Genomic DNA, 16,029 nt, shown 5'->3' with positions numbered 1-16,029 from the left:
TGCCCCGGGCCGCGACGTGGCGTCAGCTGCCCACCGTGATCTGGGTCGACGGGTCCGTCACGTCCGTGATGTCGTACGTGGCGTTGAGCGTCGCCGTCGTCGCGCTCGTCGGGCAGCCGAAGCCGCCCTCGACCTTCACCGGGAACGTCACGTCCGTCGCGACGAGCTGTGACGGCGTTCCGTTCACGAACGTGGTGGTGATGGCCGTCGGCCCGTCCGGCGCGGCCGTCACCGTGCAGTTGGCCAGACCGCTGGACTTGAGCACCATGCCCTGGGCGGGCGCGTTGAGCGTGGCCGTGCTGGGCGAGCCGTTCTGCATCGAGACGGTCCAGGCGCCGGTCGTGGTGATGCTGATGTCCACACCCGGGAGGCTGCCCGTGCAGTCGCTGTAGACCGGCGAGGTGACGGCAATGGTCACCGGGCCGGCGGGGTTGGTGTTGCCGGGGGCGGCCGGTACGCGGTTGTTGTCGCCGGTCGGCGCGGAGCTCGACGTCGTACACGTGATGGTGACCGAGCCGGCCTTGAAGGTGGCGCTGCCGTTGAGCGTGGCCGCGAAGGCGTGGCCGGCGGGCCCGACGGTCGTCGAACCGGCCGCGTCGGCGGCCGCCGGGCCACCGCCGGTGAGGGTGAGGCCGGCGGTGAGGGCGAGACCGGCGGTGGCGGCGAGGAGGGGACGGGTGCGCATGGTGACTCCTTGGGGGAGGAGGGAGCGGTGGGTGGGCTGTGCAGGGCGCGCGGGGCCCCGTAGCCGGGGCTTCGCCCCGGACCCCTTGTGGTGCGGGCCGGTGGTCGCGTTGTGCCCACCCGTTCCGCCTGCGGAACGATTGCCCACAACGCGGCTAGGCGGGGGATTCCGGCTGCCAGGCGAAGATCATCGCGCCGCCCACGATGCCGACGAGGGTGCCGAAGAGGAAGCCCCCGAGGTTGGACATCACCAGCGCGGCCGTCGCGATCAGGACGGTGAGGATCCCGGCGAGGCTCCGGTACTGCGGGGCGAACCACGCGGTCAGACCCATGACGATCATGACGATGCCCATCAGGACCGACGGGATGCCCGCGATGCCCTGCTCCAGCATGATCTTCAGCGGGGCGAGCGGGAGGGCGCAGATCTCGGCGCCCGCGACGACGGCCGCCAGGCCGCCCCAGAAGGGGCGCCCCTTGCGCCATCGCCGCCAGGCGGTCCACATGCCGACGGGCGATCCGGTGCCGCCCCGGCGGTCCATGGGCGACATGGGCGTCCCGGTGTCGTCCCGGCTCATGGGCGACGGCCCGGTGTCGTCCCGGCGCCCCGGCACGTCAGAAGCACTCATCCTTGCCGAGCTTGATCTTCAGGTCGAGGCCGGCGAGCTTGAACTTCCCGGCGTTGGTCGCCCAGGCCACCTGCCGCATGTCGGTCATCTTGACGGACTTGGCCTGCTGGCCGAACGCGTCCTGGAGGCCCTGCGCCGACGCGGGGCCCCTGTTCAGGGTCGAGGCGTCACGGCCGATCTCGATGTTCTCGAACTCGGCGTCGCCGGACATCTGGGTGGCGTCGAGGAACAGATCGGTGGCCTCGACGGTCTTCGGGCCCTGGCCGGCGTGGAGCTTGAGGGAGATGTCGCCGATCACCGGCAGGGTGGTGACCACGGACTGGCACAGGTCCTTGATCTTGGCTTCCTTCATGGTGGTGACGGCCACCGGAAGCAGCTTGCCGCGGACGTTCTTGTCGATCCCGCCGTACTGGGCGAAGCCCGTGCCCGTCAGACTGCTCGCCCCGACCTTGAACTCCTGGCCGGAGACGGCGAACGAGGCGGCCAGTGCCCCGTCCGCGAGCGCGACGGCCAGCGCGGCCGTGGCGGCGAAGCCGGGCACGGCCAGGACGGCGAACCTCCGCCACCTGACGCGTCCCGTCACCTGTCTTCCCTGATCGTCCTTCATGCGGCTGCCCCTGGAAGTCCTCGGAGAGTGAAGCCCTTGGAAAGTGCGGTGCGTTTGGAAAGTGCGGTGCGTTGGGGGAGGGCGCACAGCGGTGCGCGACCGAAGCGCTCATGCGCCGTCCTGCGCCGTCCCTGAAGGTGTACCCGAGAGTAAGTCGGACCGCTGTACCTGACAAGGGGTCAGGTATGGACCGATTCCCTTGCCGGAAAAGGGAGTTGATCTGTCACTCGTAGCTGACGCGGAGCTCCTTGATGCCGTTCAGCCACGCCGAGCGCAGTCGGCGCGGCGCCCCGGCGAGCCGGATGCCGGGGAGGGTGTCGGCGACGGCGGCGAAGATCAGGTCGATCTCCAGCGCCGCCAGGGAGCGACCCAGGCAGAAGTGCGGGCCGCCACCGCCGAAGCCCAGGTGGGGGTTGGGGTCGCGGGTGATGTCGAAGGTCCCGGGGGCGTCGAAGACCTCGGGGTCGTGATTGGCGGAGGCGTAGAACAGGCCCACCCGCCGGCCCTCGCGGATCGCCGTGCCGCCCAGCTCGGTGTCGCGCGTCGCCGTGCGCTGGAAGGAGATCACCGGGGTCGCCCAGCGGACGATCTCCTCGGCGGTGGTGGCGGGCCGCTCCCGTTTGTAGAGCTCCCACTGCTCGGGGTGGGTGAGGAAGGCGTGCATGCCGTGGCTGATGGCATTGCGCGTGGTCTCGTTGCCGGCGACGGCCAGCATCAGCACGAAGAAGCCGAACTCGTCGGAGCCCAGGCTCCCCTCGTCCTCGGCGGCCACCAGCCGGCTGACGATGTCCCGCGCGGGGCGGGCCGTACGGGCGGCGGCGAGGTCCATCGCGTAGGCGATCAGCTCCATCGCGGAGCGGCTGCCGGTCTCCTCGGTGACCGCGAGCTCGGGGTCGTCGTAGGCGATCATCCGGTTGGACCAGTCGAAGATCTTCGCCCGGTCGTGCTGGGGGACGCCGATGAGTTCGGCGATGGCCTGGAGGGGGAGTTCGCAGGCGATGTCGGTGACGAAGTCGCCGCTGCCGTGCTCCCGGGCGGCCGTGACGATCCGCCCGGCCCGCTCCCGCAGCGCCGACTCCAGGGCCCGGACCGCCCGGGGGGTGAAGCCGCGCTGGACGATCCGGCGGACGCGGGTGTGCTCGGGCGGGTCCATGTTGAGCATCATCAGCCGCTGGGCGTCGATCCGGTCGCGCCGCATACCGGGGTGGAAGCGGATGACCGAGGTGTTGCGGCCGGAGGAGAAGTCCTCCGGCCGGGTGGACGCCTCCTTGACGTCCGCGTGCCGGGTGACGGCCCAGTAGCCGTCGTCGTCGAAGCCCGCGAGGCCGTGCGGCTGGGGGATCCAGGCCACCGGGGCCGACCGCCGCAGCAGGGCGAACTCCGGCAGCGGCACTCCACGGGCGTTGACGTCCGGATCGGTGAAGTCGAAGCCCTCGGGCAGCGCGGGACAGGACGGCATGGCCACCACTCCAGTTCGGGGAGCCGCCGGGACGGCGAGCTGTGCTGATGGGCCATCAGAAACCTGTCGTTCGACCGTAGTGACGGGGTCGTGGACCGGCAAGGCACGCGACGCCATCTGTCGCACGCGCGGGGCGTGCGCGACCCTTGTGCGGCGGGGGCGGCGCTGAGGAGACTACCGACCGAAGCGGAACTGGAACGCGTACTCGTTTTGCCGGGGGCGCCGGGACGCCCAGCGGACGCGCGAGGAGAGGACAGCCGGACATGGCCGCGGAACCCGTGATCGTCGAAGCCGTACGGACGCCCATCGGCAAGCGCGGCGGCGCGCTCGCCAACCTCCACCCCGCCTATCTGCTGGGGGAGACCTACCGCGAGGTCCTCGCCCGCACCGGCATCCAGCCCGACTGCGTCGAGCAGATCGTCGGCGGCACGGTCACCCACGCCGGGGAGCAGTCGATGAACCCGGCCCGGACCGCCTGGCTGGCCATGGGCCTGCCCTACGAGACCGCCGCCACCACCGTGGACGCCCAGTGCGGCTCGTCCCAGCAGGCCAACCACCTCGTCGCCAACATGATCGCGAGCGGGGTGATCGACATCGGGATCGGCTGCGGCGTCGAGGCCATGTCCCGGGTGCCGCTCGGCAGCGGCTCCAAGCACGGGCCGGGCCGGCCCTTCCCCGACGAGTGGAACGTCGACCTGCCCAACCAGTTCGAGGCCGCCGAACGCATAGCCCGCAGGCGCGGCCTCACCCGTGAACGGGTCGACGCCCTCGGCCTGCTCTCCCAGGAACGGGCGGCCCGCGCCTGGGCGGAGGAGCGCTTCAAGCGCGAGACCTTCGCCGTACAGGTGCCCACCACGGAGGAGGAGCAGTACGCCGGGCAGGGCATGTGGCGCCTGGTCGACCGCGACGAGGGCCCGCGCGACACCAGCATGGAGGCGCTGGCCGGGCTCAAGCCCGTGATGCCCACGGCCGTCCACACCGCGGGCAACTCCTCGCAGATATCCGACGGCGCGGCGGCGCTGCTCTGGGCCTCCAAACGGATGGCCCGGGCGCTGCGGCTGCGCCCCCGGGCCCGGATCGTCGCCCAGGCGCTCGTCGGCGCCGACCCCCACTTCCATCTGGACGGGCCCGTCGACGCGACCCGGGCCGTGCTGGGCCGGGCGGGGATGTCCTTGCGGGACATCGACCTGGTGGAGATCAACGAGGCCTTCGCCTCGGTGGTGCTCTCCTGGGCGCAGGTCTTCGAGCAGGACCTGGAGAAGGTCAACGTCAACGGCGGCGCGATAGCGCTCGGGCACCCGGTCGGGGCGACGGGCGCCCGGCTGATCACGACGGCGCTGCACGAGCTGGAGCGCCGGGACGGCGAGTTCGCGCTGATCACGATGTGCGCGGGCGGGGCGCTGGCGACGGGGACGATCATCCAGCGGCTGTGACGGCGGTTGTGACGGGGGCGCCGCCCCCGTCACAACCGCCGTCGGCACCGTCACCGTCCGGCAGCGGTGCCCTCGTCCTCGCCGCCGTTCCCGTCCTCGTCGAGGCCGAGGAGGGTGATGGCCTCCGTCGGGCAGCAGCCGACCACGTCCTCGGCGGCCTCGATGTCCTCCGGCGAGGTCAGCCCGGACTTCAGCGCCTCGGCCAGGCCGTCGTCGCCCAGCCGGAACTGCTCCGGGTACATCGCCGCGCACAGACCGGCGCCGCCGCACACCTTCTTGTCGACCACGAGCCTCGGCGTCATCGCGCGCCGCCCTTCTTGCCGTCGGTGTCGTGCAGGTGGACGGGGAGCGAGGCCAGGCCGCGCAGCAGCCAGTTCTCGCTGTAGGTCACCTCGGCGCGGGGGACGGCCAGTGCCAGGTCCGGGAAGCGCTCGAAGATCGCCGGAATGGCGACCCCGGCCTCCACGCGCGCGAGCGCGGCGCCGAGGCAGTTGTGCAGCCCGTGGCCGAAGCCGACGTGGCGGGTGCCGACCCGGGTGATGTCGAGACGGTCGGGGTCGGTGAAGCGCTCGGGATCGCGGTTGGCGGCCTGGAGCGCGGCGATCACGGGGGCGCCGGCCGGCAGCCGGCTGCCGGCGAACTCGAGGTCCTCCTTGGCGAAGCGGAAGAGGCCGACGGTAAGGGCCCCGTCGTAGCGGAGGAACTCCTCGACCGCGCCCGGGACGAGCTCGGGGTCGGACATCAGCAGTCGGCGCTGCTCGGGGTGGTCGAGAAGGGCGAGGACGGCCGAGCCGATCAGGTTCCGGGTGGTGTCCAGACCGGCCATGATCATCAGGGCGAGCATGGAGACCAGCTCGTCGCCGGTGAGGCGGTCGTTGCCGTCGCGGGCCTCGATGAAGACGGACATCAGGTCGTCGCCGAGCATCGTGCGCTTCTCGGCTATGAGTTCACGGCCGTACTCGGCGATGTCCTCGAAGGCGCGCTGGATCTTGTCCTTGTCGTCGTCCGGCCGGAAGGCCCGGTCGATCGCGTGGAGCATGTCGTTGTAACGGGTCATGGGGATGCCGAGGATCTCCCCGATGACGGCGGCGGGGATGGCGCTCGCGTACTCCACGACGTCGGGGCGCTCCGACGCCGCCAGCGCGTCGAGCGAGGCGGCCACGATCCGCTCGGTGGGCTCGCGCCACTGGGCCACCCGGCGCGGGGTGAAGGCGCCCATGGCGAGCTTGCGCACCCGGGTGTGGTCCGGCGGGTCGAGCACCGTGAGGATCCGTGCCACCGGGGTGTCCGCGCCCATCACCATGCCCGAGTCCAGGAACTCGCGGTCGGCGTGGGCCGCCGCGTCATTGCTGAACCGGGTGTCCCCCAGCAGTGCGTGGACGTCCTCGAACCGGGTGACGATCCAGGTCCGCACGTCGCCGACGGGGAAACGGAACTCGTGGACCGGCGAGTTCTCGCGCAGCCACGCGAAGGCCGGGTAGGGGTTCTGGTAGTACTCGTAGCCGAACAGTGCGGTGGGCAGCGGGGATGCGGCCATCACTGATCTCCTTGACGAGACAGGGGTACGGTCACGGGTCACGGGTCACGCGGGCGGGCGCGCCGCCCTCGTGGGGGCGGCGCGCCTGGGGTGCTCGGTGGTTCGGGTTACTTGACGAGGTTGAGGGCCTGACTCGAGGCGCGCAAGCCCGACTCGAGGGCGCCCTCGATGAAGGCGCCGTGCCAGCCCTGGGCGATGTCGGCGCCCGCGAAGAGGATCCGGCCGTGGGGCTGTTCGATCTGGGGGAAGAGCCCGGTCAGCTGGCCGGGGCGGCGGAAGCCCCAGGCGCCGGCCGCCCACTTCTCGGTGCCCCATGCCATGGCGCGGGACTTGAGGACCTGGGCGCCCGGGATCCACTGCTGGACGGCCTCCTGGACCTTCACCGGGTTGTTGACGTCCAGCCCGGGGCCGGTGAACGCGATCATGAGCCGGCCGTCGGCGAGCTGCTTCTGCGGCACCATCATCAGGATCGGCGAGCCCTCGGGCGCGGTACCGGTGGTCGCGTCGATCTTGCCCTTGATGTGCAGCCACATCTTGGTGCCGTGCGGAACGCCGATGCCCTGGGTGGTGGCCAGGGCGTGTGCCTTGGGCAGGCCGGGCTCGAAGGTGATGTTCTTCCAGGCGTTGGTGGAGGTGGCCACGACGACCGCGGGGGCCTTGTAGCGGCGGCCGGAGGCGGTGTACACCGTGACCTTCCCCGTGCCGGGGTCGGAGATCCTGGTGACCGGCGAGTTCTTGACGACCGGGGTGAAGTTCTCCCGCAGCATGGCGTTGAGTATCGCGGTCATACCGCCGACGGGCCGGCGGCCGATGGTGTTGGTGTAGGCCTCGTACGTACCGCCGGCGAGCTGGTACCACTGGGCCATGCCGGTCAGCGAGCCGAGGGTGCTGGGGCCGCCGGAGTAGACGGAGGTCTCGCCGGTGAGCAGGTTGACCTCGGTCGGCGAGAGGTTCATCTGCTTGATCCGGTCGGCCAGCGAGAGCGGGTCCACGGCGGCCAGCAGGTCCTTGCGGTACAGCGGCTCGGCCGGGCGCTCGAAGTACTTCTCGGAGCCCTTGTAGAACTCGGTCCACAGGGGGACCACCAACTTGGCGGCTTCATCGGGCGTGACCGCCTTCAGCCCGGTGGAACCGGCGACGATGACGCGGTCCGGGATGGGGTCCCCGTAGGTGGTGATGTTGTACCGGGCGAGTTCTTTGTTGACCAGCTGGTGCTGGGGGGCGAGCCACTGGCCGCCGACCTCGATCTGCTCGCCGGCCCAGGTGTCCGTCCAGATGCGGCCGCCGACGCGGTCCGACGCCTCCAGGACCACGGTGGACAGGCCCTTCGCGCCGAGCTCGCGCGCCACCATGGCCCCGGCGTACCCGGCGCCGATGATGACCACGTCGACCAGCGATTCCTCTTCGGCGTGGGCGATGCCCTGTCCGGCTGCGCCGAGGCCGGCTGTCAGCGCTCCGGCGCCGATGCCCTTGAGCAGCGATCGGCGCCCGAAACGGCGGTTGACGGCGTTGGCGATGGACGAATTCGCGCCATGAGAGTGCATGGGAGTCCTCTGAGTTTTGTCTGGCTGCGGCCATCGGGTCGTTGCGATTGCCGACAGAACGTCTTGGCGAGCGAAACCCCAGGGCGTTCGGGCGCACTGCTCCCGTCATCGTGTGCAGTGACTTTCCGGCGCGGCCCGATGGTCATTCGATGGGCGGGCACCGGCCGGCGGTCGCCGTCCGTCATGGACGGCGACCACGCGGCAGAGTGCCCAAGCGGGCAGCCGATGGGAAAGGTCGCGTGGGGGCGAAAGGATTCGCCGGGCTGCCGTCAGGAAAGGCCGGGGATGCTGAACAATCAGGCGCGGCAGGAGAGGAGCCGGACGCCGCCGGTCATGCGTGCGCAGCGGATCCGGTGCTGCTCACCGAAGGTGACATCGGTGTGGTTCCCTGCCGCGTGAAGGAGTTGTCCCCGCCCGCATCGGGCGCGGCGCCATAGCCACTCGTGACCATTCTGGTCCCCCCGTATCGATCAGTGTGGCCCGGACTGCGTGATGTCTCATTGAGGGCCTTGACGCGACTGTACTGAACGGTCATCCATGCCCTGGCATGCGCGGAGTCACCGGAGGGTCTGCCCCCACTCATCCGTGGTGGGCGCAACGAAACGTCAGGCGTCCTCGAACGTCACCGGTGCTTCGAAGGCCGCGCGGCGGGTGGCCCGGCGCAGGGCCTTGAGGACGGCCGGGCCGAGCGTGAGCGAAGCGACCACGGTCACCAGGGCCCGGGGCAGGTCCCAGCCCAGGGACGTCGCCAGGCAGTAGGCGAGGAAGCGGGAGAGGTTCTCCGGCAGCGGGTCGCCCGGGACGAAGGAGACGCCCGAGGCGAGTGCGCCGATGTACGGCCAGCCCTGAAGGTTCATCACCGTCCCATAGGCGACGGACGCCACCGCCCCGTACCCCGCCAGCATCACCAGCTCGCGCCGCCCCCGCAGCCGGTCCGCCCCCGGCAGCAGCCCCGCGCCCATGGTCACCCACCCCATGGCCAGCATCTGGAACGGCATCCACGGCCCGACCCCGCCCGTCAGCAGGGCTGAGGCGAACATCGACAGGGAACCCAGGACGAAGCCGAAGCCCGGGCCGAGCACCCGCCCGGACAGCACCATCAGGAAGAACATCGGCTCGATGCCCGCCGTCCCCGCGCCCAGCGGCCGCAGCGCGGCCCCGGCCGCCGCGAGGACGCCGAGCATCGCGACGGCCTTGGCGTCCAGCCCGGTGTCGGCGATCGTCGCCACGACCACGGCGAGCAGCAGCGGCAGCAGCGCGGCGAACAGCCAGGGGGCGTCCTGCGAGTGGGCCAGGCCGGAGGCCGAGCCGGCGAGCAGGGGCCAGCCGAAGGCGGCGACGCCGATGGCGCTGATCAGTGCCAGGGCGGTGACGGAGCGCCACCCGAGGTGGACGGCGTGCGCCTGCCGGTCGGGGGCGACGGGGGCGACGGGGGTGACGGGGGTACGGGCGCCGGTCACGCCGCCCCCAGGGCGTCGCGAACCTGTGACACCGTCAGCCACGGCTGCGGCGCGAGGACCTTCGCGACCTGTGGGGCGAAGGCCGGGGAGGAGACCACGACCTCCGCCGTCGGGCCGTCCGCGACGATCTCGCCCTCCGCGAGGATCACCACCCGGTGCGCCAGCTCCGCCGCGAGCTCCACGTCGTGCGTGGCCAGCACGATGGCGTGGCCCTGGCCGGCCAGCCCGCGCAGGATCTCCACCAGTCTGGCCTTGGCCGCGTAGTCCAGGCCGCGCGTCGGCTCGTCCAGGAGCAGCAGCGGCGGCCGCGCCGTGAGCACCACGGCGAGCGCGAGCGCCAGCCGCTGGCCCTCGGACAGATCGCGGGGGTGGGTGCCGTCCGCCACGTCGGGGAGCAGCCCGGACACCAGCGCCCGGCAGGTGCCGGGTTCGGCCCGCGCGTCGTCGTCGGCGGCCGCGCACTCCGCGGCGACCGTGTCCGCGTACAGCAGGTCGCGCGGCTCCTGCGGGACGAGGCCCACGTGCCGCAGCAGTTCGCGCGGGCTCGTGCGCCGCGGCTCCGCGCCACCGACGCGTACGGTGCCCCGGTCGGGGGCGTGCATGCCGACGAGGGTGCGGAGGAGGGTGGACTTGCCCGCGCCGTTGCGGCCCATCAGGGCGACGGTCTCGCCGGCGCGGACGGACAGCTCCACGTCGCGCAGGGCGGTGACGTGGTCGTGGCGCACGCAGAGGCCGGTGACGGAGGCGGCCCGTTCGGTGTCCGGCACCGCCTTCGGGGCCGGCGGGGTCAGCGTGGCCAGGCGTTCCCGCAGGGACGCGGCCTTGCGCCGGGCGTCGCGCACGGACAGCGGCGGCGGGGACCAGCCCGCGATCCGGCTCAGGGCGACGACGGGCGGGTGGACGGGGGAGACGGCCATGACCTCGGCGGGGTCGCCGACGACGGGGGCCGCGCCGGGGCCGGGCAGGAGGATCACCTGGTCCGCGTACTGCACCACCCGCTCCAGCCGGTGCTCGGCCAGCAGCACGGTGGTGCCCAGGTCGTGCACCAGGCGCTGGAGCACGGCCAGCACCTCCTCGGCGGCGGCCGGGTCCAGCGCGGACGTCGGCTCGTCCAGGACCAGCACCTTCGGGTGGGCGGTCAGCACCGAACCGATCGCGACGCGCTGCCGCTGGCCGCCGGAGAGGGTGGCGATGGGCCGGTCGCGCAGCCCGGCCAGGCCCAGCAGGTCCAGGGTCTCCTCGACGCGGCGGCGCATGGTGGCGGGCGGGACGCCGAGGGACTCCATGCCGTAGGCGAGCTCGTCCTCGCCGGTGTCGGTCACGAAGTGCGCCAGCGGGTCCTGGCCCACGGTGCCGACGACGTCGGCGAGTTCACGGGGCCGGTGCGTACGGGTGTCCCGCCCGGCGACGGTGACCCTGCCGCGCAGGGTCCCCCCGGTGAAGTGCGGGACGAGCCCGCTCACGGTGCCCAGCAGTGTCGACTTGCCGACGCCGGAGGGGCCGACGAGGAGGCACAGCTCGCCTTCGGGGACGGTGAGGTCGACGCCGCGGATTGCGGGGTGGGGGGTGTTGTCGTAGGAGACCGAGACGTTCTCGAAACGGATCACTGGGGTGTCTCCTTCCGGGTGGTGGCGGTTTCGGCACCGCCGGATTCGCTGTCGGTGGCTGATCGCCGCGGCGGCGGGAAGGGAGCCGCAGCGGCGCGCGGCCCCCGGCGGCCGGCCCGGTGGTGCCCGGCCGTCATCGTCGTCGCCCCCTCGCGGGAGGCGACCGGCGCCACGAACGCCGGCAGCAACCCCAGAAGCACCGACACCGCCGGCCACACCGGCAACTCCGGCGCCGTCAGCGGCACCGCCGGCGGGTGGAGGGCGGCGGGCGCGTAGTCGCCCGCCCAGATCATCAGGGCCGCCACCGCAGCACCTGACGCGGAGACCAGCCACGCGCGGGCGCCCCAGCGGTCGGGGCGGTAGCGGGTGCGGACCGAGCGGCGGCCGCCGAGCCACAGGCCCGCGAGGGCCGCGGCCAGGCCCGCGATCAGCACGGGCGCCCCGTAGCCCGCACCGGTGTCGCCCAGCAGTCCGTACGTACCGGCGCACACGCCGAGCAGCCCGCCCAGGGTGAGCGCGCTCGTCGTGCGGCGCACGGCGGGCGGGACCTGGGCGGTACGGCCGTACCCCCGGGCGTCCATCGCGGCGGCCAGCGCCACCGACCGCTCCAGCGCGCCCTCCAGCACCGGCAGCCCCACCTGGAGCAGGGCCTTGAGCCCCCGGTCCGGGCGGCCGCGCAGCCGGCGCGCGGCGCGCAGCCGCTGGACGTCCGCGACGAGGTTGGGCGCGAAGGTCATGGCGACGACCACCGCCACCCCGGCCTCGTAGAGCGCGCCCGGCAGGGACTTCAGCAGCCGCGCCGGGTTGGCGAGGGCGTTCGCGGCGCCCACGCAGATCAGCAGGGTGGCCAGCTTCATGCCGTCCGTGAGCGCGAAGAGCAGCCCCTCGGCGGTCACCCGGCCACCGATCCGCACCCCGCGCGCCCACTCCGGGAGCGGGATCTCGGGAAGGGTGAGGACCGTGTGCGTCCCGGGGATGGGCGAGCCGAGGATCACCGCGAAGACCAGCCGGATGACGATCACTGCCAGCCCGAGCTTGAGGAACGCCCCGTACGAGCGGGCCCACGGCGCGTCCGTGCGGCGGGCGGCGACGACGTACCCGGCGACGCCGGTCAGCAGGGCGAGCAGCAGCGGGTTGGTGGTGCGCGAGGCGGCCGTCGCCAGGCCCAGCGCCCACAGCCACCACGCGCCGGCGTGCAGCGCGGAGGAACGGTCGGAGGAACGGTCCGTCATCCGCGACGACGCCGCCGGGTCTGCCACACCGCCGCCGCACCGAGCACGGCCACGGCCGCGATGCCGCCGATCAGGCCGGCGGAGGGGCCGCTGTCGCCCTTGTCGTCCACAGGGGTGGCCTCCGAAGTCTCCGTCGGCTTCCCCGCCGCCCCGACCTTCTCGCCGCAGCCTGTCCTCGGGTATCCCGAGATCGCGCACAGCAGGGCACTGGAGTCGTAGCGCAGCGGCTTGGCGACCGCCGCCAGCGCGTCGGCCGCGCTGCCGTCGGCGCCGACCTTCGCGCACGCCGAACGGGCGGCGGGCGGCGTCTCGCCGGCGGGGGCGTCGGCGGGCGTGCCGAAGTCGAGGACGACGGCGACGCGCTTGCCGCCGTCCTCGGCGGGCGTGCCGGCGCAGACCGCCGCGAAGTCGGCGGCGCCGCGCGGCCTGGCCGCGTCGGCGGAGTCCTTGCTGACGGCGAAGCGGAAGCCGACGACGGAGCCGTCGGCGGGGCGCAGCGTGGCCGGGCCCTGGGTCGCGTACGTCCAGGCCCCGCCGGCCGCCGGTGCCTGCCAGAAGGACCAGTAGCGGTAGCCCTCCGCGTGCGCGGGAGCCGCGCCGAGCACGGCGGCCGCGCCGGCCAGCAGGGAGACGAACAGGGCCCGGGCCCGGGCCGCCGTCACGGCTGGTTCTTCTTCTTGCGGCCGCTGATCAGGAAGCCGGCGCCGACGCTGGCGACGAAGAACACCGCGACGTACAACCAGGTGTTGGAGCCGCCGTCCTTCTTCTTCTCGTCCTTCTTCTCTGCGGAAGCGGAAGAGGACGGCTCCGGCTTGGGGCCGGTCTCGTTCAGCGCGGCCACCAGGTCGGTGCCGCCGAAGGAGCGCGGGTCGGCGCCCGCCGCGTGCGCGGCCAGGACGAGCTTGGCGAGGCGGCCGGGGTTGCCCTTGGCCCACTCGGCGGTCTTGCTGTCGGCGGACTCCAGCCACTTCAGCGGCTTGCCGGCGGCCTCCAGGTGCCCGCCCGCCGCGAGGGCGAGGGCGGCGTCGGCGGTCGCGCCGGTGTCCGGGCCCTCGGGGGCGCCGGGCATGGACGACTTGAGGAAGCCGCCGTTGGCGTCGAGCTTCTTCGTCAGATAGCCGGCGACGGCGTCGGCCGCGTTCCACTGGTTCGCGTCGCCGTCCCCGCAGGCGGGCTTGACGGGCTTGTCCGCGCCCTTGGCGGCGGGCACGAGGAAGCCCTTGCCGAGGGCGGCCGTGGCGGCGGCGGTCGAGGCGAGGTCGTTGGCGGGCAGCTCGCCGTTCTGCGGCATGTAGCCGAAGGCGCCCGCCTGGTCCTCCTTCTTCTCCTGGCAGCGGATCTGGAAGGAGAGCAGCGCGTCGTAGGGGGTCTTGCCGTCCTTGGCGGCGGCCTTCGCCGGGTCCTGGCCGACGGCGGCGAAGGCGCCGATGGCGATGGCGGTGGAGTTGGCGTCGCTGGGGTTGCCGGGGCCCATGCCCCAGCCGCCGTCGGCGTTCTGGTGGGCCTTGAGCCAGTCCAGGCCCTTGGTGACGACCTGGGCCCGGCCGCCGACGGCCGCCAGGCCCTGGACGGCGGCCGCGGTCGCGTCGGTGAACTCGCCCGCCTTGGCGTCGCACGGCGTGCCCTTGTCGGCCCGGAAACCGGCGAAGCCGCCGTCGGCGCACTGCTGGCCGGCCAGCCAGTCCACGGCCTGCGCGGTGGGGGAGACCCCCACCGCGTGCTGGGCGACGAAGGCCAGCGACTGCCGGAAGACACCGTCGAACTTCGGGTCGCCCGTGCCGTAGAGCCCGGGGGCGGCCGGGGAGGGCGAGGTGCCGTCGGCGAAGGCGGCGGGAGCCGCGGCCGCGCCCAGGACGGCCGCGGTGGCCAGGGCCGCGGCGCCGCGGCGCGCGAGGACGGCGAAGGAGGTGGCCATGAAAGCGGTGCCTCTCGGTGGATGACGGTGTCGGGCGGCCCCGCCGGGACGGCCCCTGCCGGGGCAGGACGTCGCCGACGTGTCGCTTTGGTGGGGGGCTGAACACTTTATCCGGCTCCCGCCGGGAGCCCGCTACCGCCGTGGGTGCCCCGCCTGTACCCCCCCCCCCCCCGCGTCGGTCGCGCTGTCTTGCCCCCCACGACTTCTGGGGCGACAGGTGTTCGACGATGTGGTGGCCGAAGTACGCTGCGGGCGAGATTCCGTGGACGGACGGGGGAAGTGCTTCGTGTCGAGGGCGGCTTTTCGGTTTTCCGAGTTATCGGCGCACGACCCGGACGGCCTCGGAGGCTTCCGGCTGGTGGCACGGCTGGGCGAGGGCGGCATGGGGCAGGTGTTCCTGGCCTTCTCCCCGGGAGGGCAGCCCGCGGCCGTGAAGATGATCCGTGACGAGTTCGCCAAGGACGCGGAGTTCGGGCAGCGGTTCGCGCGCGAGGTGGGCGCCGCCCAGCGGGTGCGCGGTGCCCACCTCGCACCGCTGCTGGACGCCGATCCCCGGGCCGGGCGGCCGTGGCTGGCCACGACGTACGTGGCCGGGCCGTCCCTGCGGGACCTGGTGGCCGACCACGGGCCGCTGCCGGCCACCGAGGTGATGCTGCTGGCCTGGGGCATCGCCCACGCCCTGGCCGACATCCACGCCGCGAAGGTGGTGCACCGGGACCTCAAGCCCGGCAACATCATGCTGGACGAGAGCGGCCCGAAGGTCATCGACTTCGGCATCGTCAAATCCCTGACGCAGTCGGTGACGTACCGCAGCCACTCGACCCGGATCGGCACCCCGCTGTACATGTCGCCCGAGCAGGCGATGGGCCGCGCCGTCGGCGAGGCCTCCGACGTCTTCGCGCTCGGCTCCACCCTGTACTACCTCGCCACCGGCCGGGAGGCGTTCGCGGCGGAGAACGAGTGGGCCGTCGCCCACCGCATCGTCGCGGACGATCCGGACCTGTCCGCCCTGGCGCCACCCCTGCGCCGCCTGGTCACCGCCTGTCTGCACAAGGACGGCGACCGGCGCCCCACACCGGCGCTCGTACAGCAGTGGTGCGAGGAGGAACTGGGCGACGCGCTCGGTCCGGGTGCCTGGATGGGGATCACCGGCGCCCGCGCGGCGATCAGGCAGCGGACCGGTGCGTTGCACGCCCTGGCCGCCGGGGGCCACGAGGCGCCGGAGCCCCGACGCGAGGTGCCGCCGACGCCGACGCGTCCCTACGAGCCGGACACCCCGGACACCCCGGACGTGCCGAACCCGCCGGAGCGAGTGCCGGACCGGACCGGTCCTGTCGTGACGGGTCGCATCCTCGCCGCCCACTTCGCGGAGATCCTCCTGGGGGTGGGGGTGCTGGTCTGCGCGACCCTCCTGCCGATGTTCTCGGAGACCTGGACGAGGAAGTCCTCCGGCGAGCAAGCGGGGCGGGTGGAGATGTCCTTCGACTGGCGCCACCCGTGGGAAGCCGTGTCGAGCGGCATTCCCGGAGTGGACCCGGACTGGCTGGGAGTACCCATCGGCGTCTTCGGTACCGCGATCGGGCTCGTCCTCGCGGCCAGGGTCCCGCTGTCGGCGGCCAGGAGCCCCGGGCTCCAGGGCTGGGGCAACTGGGCACTCAAGACGTGCCTCGGCTGGTTCCTGGTGGTCGGTTTCTTCACCCTGTTCCTGATAGGGATGATGATCTTCGGGGGGATCGGCGACGACAACCCGGCCTACAGGATTCGTACCGGCTTCATGTCCGGAGGATGGCTGCTGCTCGCGGCGAACGGCCTGATGTACGACGCGCTCCAACGCACCTACGGACGCATTCGCGCCGCGAACGGCGATGGCTGACGGGGACGGGCTCCGCTCCGTCACCCCTTGCTCCCCGCGAGCGGAACTGCTA

At 72.9% G+C, this 16,029-nt stretch carries 14 protein-coding genes; 2 read left to right on the top strand and 12 right to left on the bottom strand.

Features of this window, described 5'->3' with window-relative positions:
- Positions 1 to 22 precede the first annotated feature (22 nt).
- From ACFYZR_RS02465 to ACFYZR_RS02450, 4 genes are all read right to left on the bottom strand, one after another.
- On the bottom strand, positions 23 to 685 hold the full coding sequence (locus ACFYZR_RS02465; RefSeq protein ID WP_391903803.1) for a hypothetical protein: 663 nt from the start codon (positions 683 to 685) through the stop codon (positions 23 to 25).
- A gap of 154 nt (positions 686 to 839) precedes the next feature.
- Positions 840 to 1,310 carry a DUF6114 domain-containing protein gene (locus ACFYZR_RS02460; RefSeq protein ID WP_391903800.1) on the bottom strand — a complete coding sequence of 157 codons (471 nt, stop codon included), beginning with the start codon at positions 1,308 to 1,310 and terminating at the stop codon, positions 840 to 842.
- Positions 1,297 to 1,917: a DUF6230 family protein gene (locus ACFYZR_RS02455; RefSeq protein ID WP_391903798.1), complete on the bottom strand. Its 621-nt coding sequence runs from the start codon at positions 1,915 to 1,917 to the stop codon at positions 1,297 to 1,299. Before ACFYZR_RS02455 ends, ACFYZR_RS02460 begins: the two co-directional genes overlap by 14 nt.
- Positions 1,918 to 2,140: 223 nt before the next feature.
- A complete protein-coding gene (locus ACFYZR_RS02450) occupies positions 2,141 to 3,376 on the bottom strand; it encodes a cytochrome P450 (protein WP_391903795.1) in 1,236 nt (411 codons plus the stop codon).
- 263 nt (positions 3,377 to 3,639) lie between these two features.
- Here ACFYZR_RS02450 and ACFYZR_RS02445 point away from each other — a divergent pair, with 263 nt between their 5' ends.
- Entirely contained in the window at positions 3,640 to 4,809 is a 1,170-nt protein-coding gene (locus ACFYZR_RS02445; protein ID WP_391903793.1) for a steroid 3-ketoacyl-CoA thiolase, read from the top strand.
- Between the two features lie 50 nt (positions 4,810 to 4,859).
- Here ACFYZR_RS02445 and ACFYZR_RS02440 read toward each other — a convergent pair whose 3' ends face one another.
- The 8 genes from ACFYZR_RS02440 to ACFYZR_RS02405 form a co-directional block, all read right to left on the bottom strand.
- Positions 4,860 to 5,111, bottom strand: a complete 252-nt coding sequence (locus ACFYZR_RS02440) for a ferredoxin (RefSeq protein WP_391903791.1) — start codon at positions 5,109 to 5,111, stop codon at positions 4,860 to 4,862.
- Positions 5,108 to 6,346 (bottom strand): cytochrome P450, encoded by a 1,239-nt coding sequence (locus ACFYZR_RS02435; RefSeq protein WP_391903788.1) that lies wholly within the window; start codon positions 6,344 to 6,346, stop codon positions 5,108 to 5,110. Before ACFYZR_RS02435 ends, ACFYZR_RS02440 begins: the two co-directional genes overlap by 4 nt.
- 107 nt (positions 6,347 to 6,453) lie before the next feature.
- Positions 6,454 to 7,890, bottom strand: coding sequence for a flavin monoamine oxidase family protein (locus tag ACFYZR_RS02430; RefSeq protein WP_391903786.1), 1,437 nt, complete (start codon positions 7,888 to 7,890; stop codon positions 6,454 to 6,456).
- A 605-nt stretch (positions 7,891 to 8,495) separates the two neighbouring features.
- Complete coding sequence (locus tag ACFYZR_RS02425) at positions 8,496 to 9,350, bottom strand: ECF transporter S component (RefSeq protein ID WP_391903784.1); 855 nt, start codon at positions 9,348 to 9,350, stop codon at positions 8,496 to 8,498.
- A complete protein-coding gene (locus tag ACFYZR_RS02420; protein WP_391903781.1) occupies positions 9,347 to 10,957 on the bottom strand; it encodes an ABC transporter ATP-binding protein in 1,611 nt (536 codons plus the stop codon). Before ACFYZR_RS02420 ends, ACFYZR_RS02425 begins: the two co-directional genes overlap by 4 nt.
- Positions 10,954 to 12,189, bottom strand: coding sequence for an energy-coupling factor transporter transmembrane component T (locus tag ACFYZR_RS02415; RefSeq protein ID WP_391903779.1), 1,236 nt, complete (start codon positions 12,187 to 12,189; stop codon positions 10,954 to 10,956). The genes ACFYZR_RS02420 and ACFYZR_RS02415 overlap by 4 nt, the downstream gene beginning before the upstream one ends.
- Complete coding sequence (locus tag ACFYZR_RS02410; RefSeq protein WP_391903777.1) at positions 12,186 to 12,851, bottom strand: SCO2322 family protein; 666 nt, start codon at positions 12,849 to 12,851, stop codon at positions 12,186 to 12,188. Before ACFYZR_RS02410 ends, ACFYZR_RS02415 begins: the two co-directional genes overlap by 4 nt.
- A complete protein-coding gene (locus ACFYZR_RS02405) occupies positions 12,848 to 14,104 on the bottom strand; it encodes a prenyltransferase/squalene oxidase repeat-containing protein (RefSeq protein WP_391903774.1) in 1,257 nt (418 codons plus the stop codon). The genes ACFYZR_RS02410 and ACFYZR_RS02405 overlap by 4 nt, the downstream gene beginning before the upstream one ends.
- 358 nt (positions 14,105 to 14,462) lie before the next feature.
- Here ACFYZR_RS02405 and ACFYZR_RS02400 point away from each other — a divergent pair, with 358 nt between their 5' ends.
- Positions 14,463 to 15,977 carry a serine/threonine protein kinase gene (locus ACFYZR_RS02400; protein WP_391903771.1) on the top strand — a complete coding sequence of 505 codons (1,515 nt, stop codon included), beginning with the start codon at positions 14,463 to 14,465 and terminating at the stop codon, positions 15,975 to 15,977.
- The last annotated feature ends 52 nt before the right edge of the window (positions 15,978 to 16,029 follow it).

The sequence above is a fragment of the Streptomyces sp. NPDC001678 genome (assembly GCF_042892945.1).
Classification (GTDB): Bacteria; Actinomycetota; Actinomycetes; order Streptomycetales; family Streptomycetaceae; genus Streptomyces.
Note: the sequence above shows the minus strand (reverse complement) of the source record. Positions and strands in the feature narration are given on the sequence as shown.

Excerpts from the sequence above, each read along its gene's own strand:
- ACFYZR_RS02440 (WP_391903791.1), bottom strand. The coding sequence starts at position 5,111 with ATGACGCCGAGGCTCGTGGTCGACAAGAAGGTGTGCGGCGGCGCCGGT.
- ACFYZR_RS02435 (WP_391903788.1), bottom strand. The coding sequence starts at position 6,346 with ATGGCCGCATCCCCGCTGCCCACCGCACTGTTCGGCTACGAGTACTAC.
- ACFYZR_RS02405 (WP_391903774.1), bottom strand. The coding sequence starts at position 14,104 with ATGGCCACCTCCTTCGCCGTCCTCGCGCGCCGCGGCGCCGCGGCCCTG.
- ACFYZR_RS02450 (WP_391903795.1), bottom strand. The coding sequence starts at position 3,376 with ATGCCGTCCTGTCCCGCGCTGCCCGAGGGCTTCGACTTCACCGATCCG.
- ACFYZR_RS02465 (WP_391903803.1), bottom strand. The coding sequence starts at position 685 with ATGCGCACCCGTCCCCTCCTCGCCGCCACCGCCGGTCTCGCCCTCACC.
- ACFYZR_RS02460 (WP_391903800.1), bottom strand. The coding sequence starts at position 1,310 with ATGAGTGCTTCTGACGTGCCGGGGCGCCGGGACGACACCGGGCCGTCG.
- ACFYZR_RS02445 (WP_391903793.1), top strand. The coding sequence starts at position 3,640 with ATGGCCGCGGAACCCGTGATCGTCGAAGCCGTACGGACGCCCATCGGC.
- ACFYZR_RS02430 (WP_391903786.1), bottom strand. The coding sequence starts at position 7,890 with ATGCACTCTCATGGCGCGAATTCGTCCATCGCCAACGCCGTCAACCGC.
- ACFYZR_RS02415 (WP_391903779.1), bottom strand. The coding sequence starts at position 12,189 with ATGACGGACCGTTCCTCCGACCGTTCCTCCGCGCTGCACGCCGGCGCG.
- ACFYZR_RS02455 (WP_391903798.1), bottom strand. The coding sequence starts at position 1,917 with ATGAAGGACGATCAGGGAAGACAGGTGACGGGACGCGTCAGGTGGCGG.